We start from the raw sequence: 13,337 nt of genomic DNA, 5'->3' as shown, positions 1-13,337 counted from the left end.
GCTGCCGGGCCCGCCCCTCGTCGCGTACCCTGACGAGCCGGAGCGTTGTGGGCGGGATGGTGGCCCCCTCGCGGGTCGAGAGCCGGGCCGAGTGCCCGCCCACACCGTATGGAGCGACGTGGAACAGCTGAAGATCACCTCGGCGACGCCGGACTCCGCGCTGCTCGACCTCCCCTGGCGCACCCCGCTGGCGGAGTGGCCGGCGGACGTCCTCGCCGCACTCCCCCGCGGCATCTCGCGCCACGTGGTGCGCTTCGTGCGCCTGGACGGGCGCGTCCTCGCGATCAAGGAGATCAGCGAGTCGGTCGCCTTCCGCGAGTACGAGCTGCTGCGCCAGCTGCGCAAGCTCGAGATCCCGGCGGTGCGGCCGGTGGGTGTGGTCACGGGCCGGCTCGACGACGCCGGGGAGCCGCTCGAGGCGGCCCTCGTCACCGAGCACCTGGCGTTCTCGCTGCCCTACCGTGCCGTGTTCAGCCAGGCGCTGCGCCCCGACACCGCGTCGCGGCTCATCGACGCGCTCGCCGTCCTGCTGGTGCGCGTGCACCTCGTCGGCTTCTACTGGGGCGACGTCTCGCTGTCGAACACGCTGTTCCGTCGCGACGCCCACCAGTTCGCCGCCTACCTGGTCGACGCGGAGACGGGCGACCTGCACCGCGAGCTCTCCCGCGGCCAGCGCGAGTACGACGTCGACCTGGCCCGGACCAACATCATCGGTGAGCTCATGGACCTCGCCGCGGGCGAGCTGCTCGACGCCGAGGTCGACGAGCTCGCCATCGGCGACGCCCTCGTGTCCCGGTACACCGAGCTGTGGGAGGCGCTGACGGGGGTCGAGTCGTTCGGCGCCGACGAGCGCTGGCGGGTCGCCGCGCGCATCGACCGCCTCAACGACCTCGGCTTCGACGTGGGCGAGCTGTCGATCACCACCGACATCGACGGCACCACCGTGCGCATCCAGCCGCAGGTGGTCGACGCCGGCCACCACTCGCGCCGCCTGTTCCGTCTCACCGGCCTCGACGTGCAGGACAACCAGGCCCGGCGCCTGCTCAACGACCTCGACTCCTTCGTGGCGGCCACCGACCGCCAGGAGGACGACCCGCAGATGGTGGCGCACGACTGGTCGCAGAACGTGTTCCAGCCGACCATCCGTGCGGTCCCGCGCGAGCTGCGCCGCAAGCTCGAGCCGGCGCAGCTCTTCCACGAGATCCTCGACCACCGCTGGTTCATCTCGGAGCAGGCGGGCCGCGACGTGCCCATGCCGGAGGCGACCGCGTCGTACGTGGAGCACGTCCTGCGCCACCGCCCGGACGAGAAGGCGATCCTCGGCGTCGCCCCCGGCGAGCGGGACGCGGACGTCGACACCGGCCCGGAGGGCGCTCCCGAGGACGACCACTTCCACCTCTCCACCTGACGAGGTAGCCAGGCTCCCGCCGAGGTAGTCGGGTCCCTGCCGAGGTAGTGCAGCAGGCGCCGAGGTAGTTGAGCCCGTGCCGAGGTAGTCGAGCCCGTGCCGAGGTAGTCCGGTTCCTGCCGAGGTAGCGGCCTGGGCCACTACCTCGGTGTCTGCTGGACTACCTCGGTGTCTGCTGGACTACCTCGGCATCTGGTGCACTACCTCGGCAGGATGTGACCTACTTCGGCGAGGGGGCGGAGCGGCGTGCCTGCGCCACCTCGTAGAGGGTGATCCCCGCGGCGACGCCGGCGTTCAGCGACTCGACGTCGGACGAGATGGGGATGGACGCGACGGCGTCGCAGGTCTCGCGGACGAGGCGCGACAGGCCGTGCCCCTCGGAGCCGACGACGAGGACCAGCGGGTCGGTGGCGAACGCGAGGTCGCGCACCTCGGTGTCGCCCCCCGCGTCCAGGCCGACGACGAACGCGCCCGACTTCTTCAGGTCGGTCAGGGCGCGGGACAGGTTGGTCACCTTGGCCACGGGCACGCGGGCCGCCGCGCCGGCGGACACCTTCCACGCGGACGCGGTCACGCCGGCGGAGCGGCGCGACGGCACGACGACGCCGTGCGCACCGAAGGCGCCGGCGGAGCGCAGGACCGCACCGAGGTTGCGCGGGTCGGTCACGCCGTCGAGCGCGACGATCAGCGGGGCCTGCCCGGCCTCGGCGGCGGCGTCGAGCAGGTCCTCGACGTCGGCGTACTCGTACGGCGGCACCTGCGCGGCCACGCCCTGGTGCACGGACCCCTCGGTGAGGTGGTCGAGCTCGGTGCGGGACACCTCGAGCAGCTGCACGGAGCGCACGGACGCCAGCTCGAGGATCTCGCGGGTGCGGTCGTCGTGGTCGATCCGCGCGGCGAGGTGCACGGCGGTCACGGGGACGTCGGTGCGCAGCGCCTCGAGCACGGCGTTGCGGCCCGCGACGACCTCCGCGCCGCCGGTGGGGCGGCGGGTGCCGCGCACGACGCCCTTGCTCGCGCCCCGCTCGGCCTGCGCCGTCTCGCGCTTCTCCGCGGCCACCTTGCGCTTGTACGCGGGGTGGTAGGTGCGGTCCTCCGCCTTCGGCGTCGGCCCCTTGCCCTCGAGCGACTTGCGGCCGTGGCCGCCGGTGCCGACCTGCGCGCCCTTCTTGCTGCCGGCCTTGCGGACGGCGCCGGGGCGCCGGGTGTTGCCTGCCATGGTGTCTCTTCTCAGGGTGGGTCGAGCGGGTCAGTCGGTCAGCGTCCAGCGGGCGCCGTCGGCAGAGTCCTGCACGACGACCCCGGCCGCCGCCAGGCGGTCGCGGATGGCGTCGCTGGCGGCCCAGTCCTTGGCCGCCCGCGCGGCCGTGCGGGCGTCGAGCTCGGCGGCGACGAGCGACTCCAGCGCGGTCCGCGCCTTCGTGTCGCCCTCGCCGTCGGCCCACTGCGGGTCGGCGGGGTCGAGCCCCAGGACGTCGAGCATGCCGCGCAGCGCGACGAGCTCGACCCGGGCGGCCGTGTCGTCGCGCGACGCCAGCGCGCTGTTCCCGGCGCGCAGGTGCTCGTGCACGACGGCGAGCGCCGCGGGCACGTTGAGGTCGTCGTCCATCGCCTCGACGAACGCCGCCGGGAGCTCCGTCTTGGCGACCTCGTGCGCGGGGACGGCGCCGACGCGCTCCGTGGCCCGCTCGACGAACCCGGTGAGGCGCTCCCAGGTGGCGCGCGCCTCGTCGAGGGTGTCGGGCGACCACTCGAGCATCGAACGGTACTGCACGGAGGCGAGCGCGTAGCGGATCACGGGGGCGGGCGCCTGGGCGAGCAGCTCGGTGACCAGGAGGCCGTTGCCGAGCGACTTGCTCATCTTGACGCCCTGCTGCGTGACCCAGGCGCAGTGCATCCAGCGCTGCGCGAAGCCGTAGCCGGCGGCGCGCGACTGCGCCTGCTCGTTCTCGTGGTGCGGGAACCGGAGGTCGAGGCCGCCGCCGTGGATGTCGAACGAGTCGCCCAGGTAGCGGCGCGCCATGGCGGAGCACTCGAGGTGCCAGCCGGGCCGGCCCCGGCCGAACGGTGTCTCCCACGACGCGGTGGCGGGCTCGCCGGGCTTGGGGGCCTTCCACAGCGCGAAGTCGTGCGGGTCGCGCTTGGCGGCGGCGACCGTGTCGCCGTCGGCCGGCTCGGGGTTGAGGTCCTCCAGGCGCTGCTTCGTGAGCTCGCCGTAGGCGGGCCAGGACCGGACGTCGAACCAGACGTCGCCGGGGCCGGACGCGTACGCGTGCCCACGCTCCACGAGGCGCTCCATCAGCTCGACCATGTCGGGCACCTGCCCGGTCGCGCGCGGCTCGTACGTGGGCGGCAGGACGCCGAGCGCGTCGTAGGCGCGGCTGAACAGACGCTCGTGGGTGGCGGCGTGCGCCCACCACTCGACGCCGGCCGCGGCGGCCTTCGCGAGGATCTTGTCCTCGATGTCGGTGACGTTGCGCACGAGGGTGACGCGCAGGCCGGAGCGCTCCAGCCAGCGGCGCAGGATGTCGAAGGCGATCACGGGACGGAGGTGGCCGATGTGCGGCGGAGCCTGGACGGTGGCGCCGCACAGGTAGATGCCGACCTCGCCCGGGTTCAGGGGGACGAAGTCGCGCACGTCGCGCGTCGCGGTGTCGTACAGGCGCAGGCTCACCGGTCCAGCCTACCGGCCGGCCCTCTCCTCCCCCTGGTCGAGGGCGCGGCCGAGCAGCGCGGCGACGTGCCGGTGGCCGACGGTCTCGTAGCCGACCACGGTGACGGCCGGTGCGAGCGCGGCGAGCAGGAGCCCGACGGCGGTCGGGCCGCCGGCGGCGACCACGGCCACCGCGAGGGCGAGCACGACGACGCCGCCGACGAGCAGCGACAGGTGCAGCCGGTCGACGGTGCGCGCCAGGCCCCAGAACGTCACGTAGTCGGAGAGGAGGAACACGAGGATCGGCACGACGACGGCGAGGAGGGTGCCCACCGGGCTCAGGGTGGACTCTCCCTCCAGGCCGTAGGCCACGACGTGCAGGCCCGCGCCCGTGGCGGCCAGGGCGGCGACGACGACGATGTGGCCGTAGCCCCACAGGAACGACCGCTCCGGGTGCGCCTCCAGGAGCTCGCCCGCGGGCGTGAGGAAGTAGGTCCACCACAGCCCGAACGTCAGGGCCGTGCCGGCGACCGCGACCAGCACGGCGTCCAGCGTCCAGCCGTCGCCGTGCCCCACCACCGCGGACAGCGTCGCGACCGTGCCGATGACGCCTTCCCCCAGCGTGATGATCGCCAGCAGGCCGTAGCGCTCGGCGATGTGGTGCGGGTGCCACGGGGTGCTCTGCCCGTCGCCGGGCACGAGGCGCTCCGAGACGTACGGTCCTCCCATCTCGACGGCCACCAGCAGCGCTCCCGCCAGGAAGAAGAGGCCCTGCGAGACCGGTGCGACCGCGAGCACGATCCACCCCACCTGCGAGACGACGAGCGTCCACACGTAGCCGAGACAGGCGCGCCGGTAGCGCGGCGCCTGCCGCGCGGCCCGCAGCCACTGCACGAGCATGGCGAGCCGCATCACGACGTACCCGGCGACCATGACCTCGTTGTGCACCCGCCCGCCCTCGTCCAGCGAGTCGAACATCACGGGCAGCCCGAGGGCGAGGACGATCACGCCGATCATCTGCACCATCGTGGTGAGGCGGTAGACCCAGTCGTCGGTGTCGAACGCCGAGGCGAACCACGAGAAGTTGATCCACGCCCAGCAGATGGCGAACATGGCGAAGCCGAACCCGACGAGGCCCGCCTCGACGTGCCCCTCCGCCAGGAGGTGGGCGCCCTCGTCCCCCGCCACGCCGAACGCGACGACGAAGGTCAGGTCGAAGAGCAGCTCGAGGGGGGTCGCGGTGCGGTGCCCCGCACCGGGGTCGCGCCCGACCATGCGTCGGACGCGCGGCGTTCCTGCGGCGACGACGTCGCCGTGCTGGGTGCTCATGCGCCCATCGTGGCGTGCCGGCGGCGGGCGGCGCGAGACCCCGCGCTCAGCCGAAGGTGCGGCCCTCGCCGCGGTAGGTCGGCACCGTCTCGACGATCGCGTCGCCGCGGACGAGGTGCACGACGTCGAACCGCTCCATGAGCTCGCCGGCCTTCGCGTGGCGCAGCCAGACGCGGTCGCCGACGGCGAGCGGCGGTGCTCCCCGCCGGCGGCGCAGCGGCGTCATGACCTCGCCCGCGCCCTCGGTGCCGGTGAGCGACCAGCCCGGCGTCGCGACGCGGGGCAGGCGCGAGCGCCCCGCCGGCCCGGAGGCGACGTACCCGCCGCCGAACGCGGTGGCCCAGCCGGGCGCGGGCAGGCGGACGACGTCCAGCCCGAAGAAGGCGGCGGGGCGCGGGTCGAACGCCCGGTACCCGTCGAACAGGCCGGGCACGAACAGCCCGGAGCCGGCGGTGACCTCGGTGACGGCGGGGCCCGCCGACGACGTCTCGAGCGACCCCGTGCCGCCGGAGTTCACCAGCGGCACGTCGTGGCCGACGGCGGCGCGCACCGCGTCGCGGACCTCGGCACGACGCCGGTCCAGGTCCGTCACGGACAGCCGCTTGACCATCCGGACGGCCGGGTTGGTGTCGGGCAGCCCGGCGACCTGCGCCTCGTAGAACATCAGGCCGCGCAGGCGCGCGCCGGGCAGCGCCTCGACCCGCCGGGCGAGCGCCGCGACGTTCCCGGGCGTCCGCAGCGGGGACCGGCGCGTGCCCAGGTGCAGCTGGAGCGGGCCGACGTCGAGGCGCAGCGAGGCGTCCACGTCCAGGCAGACGGCGACGTCGGGCAGCGCGCCGGACGACGCGCCGGAGCCGACCGGCGCGGCGGCGCGCAGGGCCGCGTCCAGCAGCGCGAGCTGCGCCACGTCGTCCACCATGAGGGTGATCTCGCGCCGGGCGCGGACGTCGGAGGCGAGCCGCGCGAGCGCGTCGGTGTCCACCGTCGGGTAGCCGACGAGGACGTCGGACGTGCCCTCCTGGACGAGCCACAGGGCCTCGGCCAGGGAGAACGCCATGACGCCCTGGAAGCCGGCGTCGAGCGCACGGCCCACCAGGGACCGCACGCGCACCGACTTGCTGGCCACCCGCACCGGCACCCCGCGGGCGCGGCGGCGCAGGTCGGCCGTGTTGGCGTCGAAGGCGTCGAGGTCGACCACCGCCACGGGCGCGGGCAGGTGCGCGGTCGCGCGGGCCAGCCGCTCCGTCTGGGTCATGGCCGCACGCTACACGGGTGCCGACCGCCCTGGGATCCTCCCGACGGCGGATCCGCGCGAGCGGCCGCCCGTGGCAGAGTGTGCGCGTGAATCCGAGCACCGTCGCCGGCACACCGGCTCCCCGCACGTCCGAGGCCCCGCTGCGCACCTGGGGCGGCACGCACAGCTGGCAGCCCTCCCGCCGGGTCGCGCCGCGGGACGAGGGCGAGCTCGCCGCCGTCGTCGCGGGCGCCGCGGCCCAGGGCTCGCGGGTGCGCGCGATGGGTGCCGGGCACTCCTTCACCGCCGCGGCGGTGACCGACGGCCTCCACCTGAGCCTCGACCACCTGAGCGGCGTCGAGGCGGTCGTGCCGCAGCCCGACGGCACCAGCCTCGTGACGGTGCGCGCGGGCACGCGGCTGCACGACCTCAACCGGCTCCTCGCCTCCCTCGGGCTCGCCATGCGCAACCTGGGCGACATCGACCGGCAGTCCGTCGCAGGTGCCGTCTCGACGGGCACGCACGGCACGGGCGCGCGCCTCGGCGGCCTCGCGACGCAGGTGCGCGGCGTGCGGGTGGTGGGCGCGGACGGCGCGGTGCGGTCCGCGAGCGACGCGGCGGCGGCCGGCACCCCGGAGCGCGAGCTGTTCGAGCTGGCCCGGCTCGGCCTCGGCGTCGCGGGCGTCCTGTCCGCCGTCACCCTCGAGGTGGTGCCCGCGTTCTGGCTGCGCGCGCAGGAGGAGCCGTGGCCGCTGGACCGGGTGCTGGAGCAGCTCGACGAGTACGTCGACGACAACGACCACGCGGAGTTCTACTGGTTCCCCGGCACGCGCCGGGCCCTGACGAAGCGCAACAACCGGGCGACGGCGGACGAGGTCGAGGCGTGGTCGGCCGGCCGGGCCGGCGCCCGCGGCGCGGTCCGCACGGCCGGGGCCCGGGCCCGCGCGCTGCTCGACGAGGAGGTGCTCTCGAACGGCGCCTTCGAGGTGGTGAACCGGCTCGCGCTGGCTGCGCCCGGCCTGGTGCCGCGGCTCAACGCGGTCAGCGCCCGGGTGCTCGGCGCGAAGACGTACGTGGCGCCGTCGGCCGAGGTGTTCGTCACGCGCCGGCGGGTGCGGTTCGTGGAGATGGAGTACGCCCTGCCGCGCGCCGCCCTGCGGGGCGTGCTCGACGACCTGGACGCGTGGCTGCGCGCCTCCGGCGAGCCCGTCCCGTTCCCCGTCGAGGTGCGGTTCGCCGCCCCGGACGACGTGTGGCTGTCCACGGCCCACGGCCGCGAGACGGCGTACGTCGCGGTCCACCAGTACGCGCCGATGCCGTACCAGCGGTACTTCAGCGCGGCGGAGCAGATCTTCGTCGCGGCGGGCGGCCGCCCGCACTGGGGCAAGATGCACACCCGCACGGCCGAGTACCTGGGCGACCACTACCCGCTGGACGACGTCGCCCGGGTGCGCGCCGCCGTCGACCCCGACGGCGTCTTCCGGAACGACTACACCGACACGGTCCTCGGCGTCCCGCAGGGGTAGCCGCCCCGCCGCCAGGTCAGCGGGCGGGCCAGGCGGGGACGACGCCCGCCGCCGGCAGCCGGACCGTCACCCGGAGGCCGCCGTCCGGGCGGGCGGCGAGGCTGAGGGCACCGTGGTGCGCCGCGGTGATGCTCCGGACGATCGCCAGGCCCAGCCCGACGCCGCCGTGGTCGCCGCGCGTGCGCCCGGCGCCGCGCTGGAACGGCTCGGTGAGGGTGGGGACCAGCTGGGGGTCGAGCTTCTCGCCGGAGTTCTCGACCGTGAGCACGACCTCCCCGGCGCGGACCCCGGTCGCGACCTCGACCGTGCCCCCGCTCGGCAGGTTGTGGACGATCCCGTTGTGCACGAGGTTCGTGGCCAGCTGCAGCAGGAGCGCGGGCGAGCCGACGGCCGGGGCCGCCTCGCCGCTCACCCGGAGGGCGACGGCGCGCTCGTCGGCGAAGGGCAGGAGCGTCTCGACCGCGTCCTCCGCGACGAGGGAGAGATCCACCCGCTCCCTCGCGAACGACCCCCGGTCGGCCCGGCTGAGCAGGAGCAGCGCCTCCGTGAGGTCGATCGCCCGGGAGTTGACGTCGGCGAGCCGCGCGAGGAGCTCCTCGGTGTCCCGGCCCGGGTCCCGGCGTGCGACGTCGAGGAGCGCCTGCGTGATCGCGAGCGGGGTGCGCAGCTCGTGGGACGCGTTGGCGGCGAACCGCTGCTGCTCGGCGACCTGCGCCTCGAGCCGCGCGAGCATGTCGTCGAAGGCGTCGGCGAGCTCCCGGAACTCGTCCTGCCGGCCGGGCAGCCGGACCCGGTGCGCGAGCGAGCCCGCCGCCGCCTGGCGCGTGGCGTCCGTGATGCGGGTCAACGGGGCGAGCATCCGGCCGGCGAGGACCCAGCCGCCGAGCAGGCCGACGACGAGCAGGGCGACCAGCGCCCAGGCCGCCTTGGGACCGAAGGCGCGCAGCAGGTCGGACCGGTTGGGGACGAACGGGCTCCCGAGGCCGCCCCGGGTGATGATCGGGGCGTCCGGCACGTAGCGCAGCAGGAACACCCACACGACGGCGAGCAGCAGCGCGCCCGCCACCATGAGGAAGCCCGCATAGCTGAGCGTGAGCCGGAGACGGACGCTCGGGCCGCGCGGCCTAGCCACGCCCCGCCCCGTCGGCCGGCGCCGGCGCCTCGACCGTCCCCGCGTCGTCGACGGACATGGCGTCGATCCGGTAGCCGACCCCCGGCACGGTGGCGATCACCCACGGTTCCCCGAGCCGCTTGCGCAACGCCGAGACGGTGATGCGCACGGCGTTGGTGAACGGGTCGGCGTTCTCGTCCCAGGCCCGCTCCAGCAGCTCCTCCGCGCTCACGACGCCGCCCTCGGCCGCGACGAGGACCTCCAGCACGGCGAACTGCTTGCGCGTGAGCGCGACGTAGCGCCCGTCCCGGTAGACCTCCCGGCGGAACGGGTCCACCCGCAGGCCGGCGAGCTCCCGCACCGGTGGCCGCACGTGCGCGCGTCGCCGGTCGAGCGCCCGCAGCCGCAGCACCAGCTCCCGCATCGCGAACGGCTTGGTGAGGTAGTCGTCGGCGCCGAGCTCGAAGCCGGACGCCTTGTCGTCGAGGCGGTCCGCCGCCGTGAGCATGAGGATGGGCGTCCCCGTGCCGGACGCGACGATCCGCGCGGCGATCTCGTCGCCGGACGGCCCCGGGACGTCCCGGTCGAGCACGGCGATGTCGTAGGTGTTGAGGTCGAGCAGCTCGAGCGCGGTGTCCCCGTCGCCGGCGACGTCGGCCGCGATGGCCTCGAGGCGCAGCCCGTCACGGACGGCCTCCGCCAGGTACGGCTCGTCCTCGACGATCAGCACACGCATGCCCTCGATGCTACGGACGGGCGCGTATCGTCCGCGTATCGAGGAGCGCATACGCGCCGGCAACGGTGCCCCCGCTCGACTGGGGACATGTTCCGCACCGGCACCGCCCCGTCCCCCGCCCGTCCGTCCCGCCCCACGCCGTCGGCCGCCCTCGCGGTCCTGACCGCCGTCGCCGTCGCGGCCGGCGTCGCCGCCTGCCAGCCGGACCCGCCGGCCGCCTCCGTCGCGCGCACGTCCGCGTCGCCCGCGGGCGTCCCGGCGGGGCGGCCCGAGCACGACGGCCGGGCGGAGAGGGCGGGCGAGGACGACGGGACCGTCCCCAGCGGCACGACGGTCTTCGACGACGACCTCCCCGCCCTGGCGAACCTCGCCCCCGCGCTGCGCACCGCCCTGGAGCAGGCGGCGACGGCCGCGGAGGAGGACGGCGTCACGTTCGTCGTCAACAGCGGCTGGCGGTCGCGCAACTACCAGGCCCAGCTGCTGCGGGAGGCGGTCGCCCAGTACGGCTCGGCTGCCGCGGCCGCCCGGTGGGTCGCCCCGGCGGACACGTCGTCGCACGTGACCGGGGACGCCGTCGACCTGGCGCAGAACGGCGGCACGGTGTGGCTGGCCGGGCACGGCGCCGCGTACGGGCTGTGCCCGGTGTACGCCAACGAGCCGTGGCACTACGAGCTGCGCCCGGACGCCCCCGACGCGGGGTGCCCTGCCCCGTACGCCGACGCGACCGCCGACCCCCGGACGAGCGGTGCGGGCTAGGCGGACCGAGGGGCGACGAGCGCCGTGGCGATCGCCGCGACGCCCTCGCCCCGGCCGGTGAGCCCGAGCCCGTCGGTCGTCGTCGCGCTGAGCGACACGGGCGCGCCCGCGGCCGCGCTCAGGGCGGCCTCCGCCTCGGCGCGACGGGGCCCGACCTTGGGCCGGTTGCCGATCACCTGGACGGCGACGTTGCCGATGTCGAAGCCCGCCTCCCGGACGCGGCGCGCGGCCTCGGCCAGCAGGGTCGCCCCGGCGGCACCGGCCCACTCGGGCTCGCTGGTGCCGAAGTGGGTGCCCAGGTCGCCGATGCCGGCCGCGGAGAACAGGGCGTCGGCGGCGGCGTGCGCCGCGACGTCGGCGTCGGAGTGGCCGGCCAGCGGGCGCTCGCCCGGCCAGCGCAGCCCGCCCAGCCACAGCTCACGGTCCGAGCCCTCCGGGGCGTACGCGTGCACGTCGACCCCGAGGCCGGTGCGGGGCAGGACGGTCACGACTCCTCCTCGAGCAGCAGGGTGGCCACCAGCAGGTCGCGCTCGGTGGTGATCTTCAGGGCCGCGGCGTCACCGGCGACGACGTGCACGGTTTCGCCCAGCGCCTCGACGAGGCCGGCGTCGTCGGTCGCTGCGAGGCCTTCGGCCCCCGCGCGGGCGGCGCCCGCCGCGTGGGCCCGTACGAGGAGCCCCCGGTCGAAGCCCTGCGGGGTCTGGACGGCCCGCAGGAGCGCGCGGTCGGGCGTCTCCAGGACGCGCTCGACGGCGAGGCCGCCGGCCGCCGGCGGTCCGGCGGCGACGCGCTTGACGGTGTCGGTGACGGGGAGGCCGGGGACCACGGCGCGGTGGCCGGCGCGGACGGCCTCGACCACACGGCGCACGAGCTGCGGCGGGGCCAGGGGGCGGGCGGCGTCGTGCACGAGGACGACGTCGTCGTCGGGCCCGGCGAGCGCGAGCCCGGCCGCGACGGACGCCTGCCGGGTGGCTCCGCCCTCGACCACACGGACCGGGAGGGCGACGTGGGGGTCCTGCGCGACGACGTCCCGCACCGCCGCGTCCAGCCCGGCGGGGCAGGTGACGACGAGGGAGTCGACGACGCCGGACGAGGCGAGCCTCCGCGCGGCGTGGACCACCAGGGGGAAGCCGCCCAGCGTCACCAGGGCCTTGGGGAGGTCGCGGCCGAGCCGGGTCCCGGACCCCGCGGCGGTCAGGATCGCGAGCGTCGTCACGGCGTCACGGTACCGGAACGACGACGGCGACCTCCGGCCGGAGCCGGGGGTCGCCGTCGTGCAGCGCTGGTGACGGGTGCCTCAGGAGGCGAGAACCTCGTCAATGATGGCGCCGGCCTTCGCCTCGTCCACGCCCTCGGCGAGCGCGACCTCGGACTCGAGGATCTGGCGAGCCTTGGCGAGCATGCGCTTCTCGCCTGCCGAGAGGCCGCGGTCGGCGTCACGGCGCGACAGGTCGCGCACGACCTCGCCGACCTTGATCACGTCGCCGGACGCGAGCTTCTCGAGGTTCGCCTTGTACCGGCGCGACCAGTTGGTCGGTTCCTCGGTGTACGGCGCGCGCAGCACCTCGAAGACGCGGTCCAGCCCCTGCTGGTCGACCACGTCGCGCACGCCGACGAGGTCGACGTTCTCCGCCGGGACCTCGATGGTCAGGTCACCCTGGGCGACCTTGAGCTTGAGGTACATCTTCTCCTCGCCACGGATCTTCCGCGTCTTGATCTCCTCGATCAGCGCGGCGCCGTGATGCGGGTAGACAACCGTCTCGCCTACTGTGAACGTCATCTGCAGATGTCCCCTTTCCCAGTCGACGATCTTATCACGCGGGCGCTGACACCCCCCTGCCCGCGACCCCCTCGACGCCCTGTCTCGACCCACGTCTTCGCAGGTCAGAGCGCTGGTAGCGCACCCAGGGACGCACCACGTGCCGGGCCTCGCTAGGATGTCTGCGGGCCCCCTGCGGGCCTGCTCCTCCCCTGCTCAGCGCGGGAGGACCGCTGATTCCCGCGCCCGCGACGCCACCCGCGCCGCGAGCCGACGCCTTCGAAGGAGAGCACGTGTCCCGCTCCGCCCGCCCCGCACGCACCGTCGCCGCCGCCAGCGTCATGGCGGGTGCCCTGCTGCTGGCCGCCTGCTCCCCCACGATCACCACCAAGCCGTACGCGCCGTCCGACGGCGTGCGCGTCAACCTCACCGACCAGGTGCGCGGCATCAACCTCATGGTCGTCAGCGAGGGCGAGGGCGAGCCCGGCAACCTGCTCGGCGCGGTCGCCAACGACTCGGCCGAGGACGTCGACGTCGTCCTCACGGCCGAGGGCGCCGACCCGCTGTCGGTCACCGTGCCTGCCGGCGGCACCATCTACCTGAACGCCGACCAGGAGGGCGCCCAGGTGGAGGACCCGCAGATCGCGGCCGTCGCCGCGCAGCCGGGCGGCGACCTCGACGCCACCCTCTCGGGGGCCGGGGTCGACCAGGACTTCTTCCTGCCGGTCATGGACGGCACGCTCCCGGAGTACAAGGACTACGTGCCGAGCGCCACGGCCTCCTGAGGCCTCCGCCCAGCCCAGCCCTCACGACGAAGGGGCGGGC

13 protein-coding genes are annotated in these 13,337 nt (G+C 75.3%); 4 read left to right on the top strand and 9 right to left on the bottom strand.

What is annotated here, in order from left to right:
• The first annotated feature begins 118 nt into the window (after positions 1-118).
• The gene (locus ACFT55_RS13940; RefSeq protein WP_380244434.1) at positions 119-1,408 is read left to right on the top strand and encodes a DUF4032 domain-containing protein; all 1,290 of its coding nucleotides are present in this window, start codon (positions 119-121) and stop codon (positions 1,406-1,408) included.
• Positions 1,409-1,628: 220 nt separating this feature from the next.
• On the opposite strand, the gene rlmB is transcribed toward ACFT55_RS13940, so the two are convergent.
• Genes rlmB through ACFT55_RS13920 form a run of 4 tightly spaced genes read right to left on the bottom strand, consistent with a single transcriptional unit; the run spans position 1,629 to position 6,645 of the window.
• Positions 1,629-2,627 carry a 23S rRNA (guanosine(2251)-2'-O)-methyltransferase RlmB gene (gene rlmB, locus ACFT55_RS13935; protein WP_380244433.1) on the bottom strand — a complete coding sequence of 333 codons (999 nt, stop codon included), beginning with the start codon at positions 2,625-2,627 and terminating at the stop codon, positions 1,629-1,631.
• Positions 2,628-2,657: 30 nt separating this feature from the next.
• Positions 2,658-4,082: a cysteine--tRNA ligase gene (gene cysS / locus ACFT55_RS13930; RefSeq protein WP_380244432.1), complete on the bottom strand. Its 1,425-nt coding sequence runs from the start codon at positions 4,080-4,082 to the stop codon at positions 2,658-2,660.
• Positions 4,083-4,091: 9 nt separating this feature from the next.
• Entirely contained in the window at positions 4,092-5,390 is a 1,299-nt protein-coding gene (locus ACFT55_RS13925; protein WP_380244431.1) for a low temperature requirement protein A, read from the bottom strand.
• A gap of 46 nt (positions 5,391-5,436) precedes the next feature.
• Positions 5,437-6,645: an alanine racemase gene (locus tag ACFT55_RS13920; RefSeq protein ID WP_380244430.1), complete on the bottom strand. Its 1,209-nt coding sequence runs from the start codon at positions 6,643-6,645 to the stop codon at positions 5,437-5,439.
• A gap of 86 nt (positions 6,646-6,731) precedes the next feature.
• On the opposite strand from ACFT55_RS13920, the gene ACFT55_RS13915 reads away from it, so the two are divergent.
• Positions 6,732-8,150 carry a D-arabinono-1,4-lactone oxidase gene (locus ACFT55_RS13915; RefSeq protein ID WP_380244429.1) on the top strand — a complete coding sequence of 473 codons (1,419 nt, stop codon included), beginning with the start codon at positions 6,732-6,734 and terminating at the stop codon, positions 8,148-8,150.
• Between the two features lie 16 nt (positions 8,151-8,166).
• Here the strand turns inward: ACFT55_RS13915 and ACFT55_RS13910 are convergent, their stop codons facing one another.
• A complete protein-coding gene (locus ACFT55_RS13910; protein ID WP_380244428.1) occupies positions 8,167-9,282 on the bottom strand; it encodes a sensor histidine kinase in 1,116 nt (371 codons plus the stop codon).
• Complete coding sequence (locus tag ACFT55_RS13905) at positions 9,275-9,997, bottom strand: response regulator transcription factor (protein WP_380244427.1); 723 nt, start codon at positions 9,995-9,997, stop codon at positions 9,275-9,277. Before ACFT55_RS13905 ends, ACFT55_RS13910 begins: the two co-directional genes overlap by 8 nt.
• Before the next feature lie 87 nt (positions 9,998-10,084).
• On the opposite strand from ACFT55_RS13905, the gene ACFT55_RS13900 reads away from it, so the two are divergent.
• On the top strand, positions 10,085-10,753 hold the full coding sequence (locus ACFT55_RS13900; protein ID WP_380244426.1) for a D-alanyl-D-alanine carboxypeptidase family protein: 669 nt from the start codon (positions 10,085-10,087) through the stop codon (positions 10,751-10,753).
• Here the strand turns inward: ACFT55_RS13900 and ispF are convergent.
• The 3 genes from ispF to ACFT55_RS13885 form a co-directional block, all read right to left on the bottom strand.
• Positions 10,750-11,241, bottom strand: a complete 492-nt coding sequence (ispF, locus tag ACFT55_RS13895) for a 2-C-methyl-D-erythritol 2,4-cyclodiphosphate synthase (RefSeq protein ID WP_380244425.1) — start codon at positions 11,239-11,241, stop codon at positions 10,750-10,752. The genes ACFT55_RS13900 and ispF overlap by 4 nt on opposite strands.
• On the bottom strand, positions 11,238-11,969 hold the full coding sequence (ispD, locus tag ACFT55_RS13890; RefSeq protein ID WP_380244424.1) for a 2-C-methyl-D-erythritol 4-phosphate cytidylyltransferase: 732 nt from the start codon (positions 11,967-11,969) through the stop codon (positions 11,238-11,240). The genes ispF and ispD overlap by 4 nt, the downstream gene beginning before the upstream one ends.
• A gap of 81 nt (positions 11,970-12,050) precedes the next feature.
• Positions 12,051-12,533, bottom strand: coding sequence for a CarD family transcriptional regulator (locus tag ACFT55_RS13885; RefSeq protein WP_380244423.1), 483 nt, complete (start codon positions 12,531-12,533; stop codon positions 12,051-12,053).
• Positions 12,534-12,805: 272 nt separating this feature from the next.
• On the opposite strand from ACFT55_RS13885, the gene ACFT55_RS13880 reads away from it, so the two are divergent.
• A complete protein-coding gene (locus tag ACFT55_RS13880) occupies positions 12,806-13,297 on the top strand; it encodes a hypothetical protein (RefSeq protein WP_380244422.1) in 492 nt (163 codons plus the stop codon).
• Positions 13,298-13,337 lie beyond the last annotated feature (40 nt).

The organism is Isoptericola sp. NPDC057191, from assembly GCF_042670225.1.
Lineage (GTDB): Bacteria > Actinomycetota > Actinomycetes > Actinomycetales > Cellulomonadaceae > Isoptericola.
The sequence above is the reverse complement of the archived record's forward strand: the minus strand, read 5'-3'. Positions and strand labels throughout refer to the sequence as shown.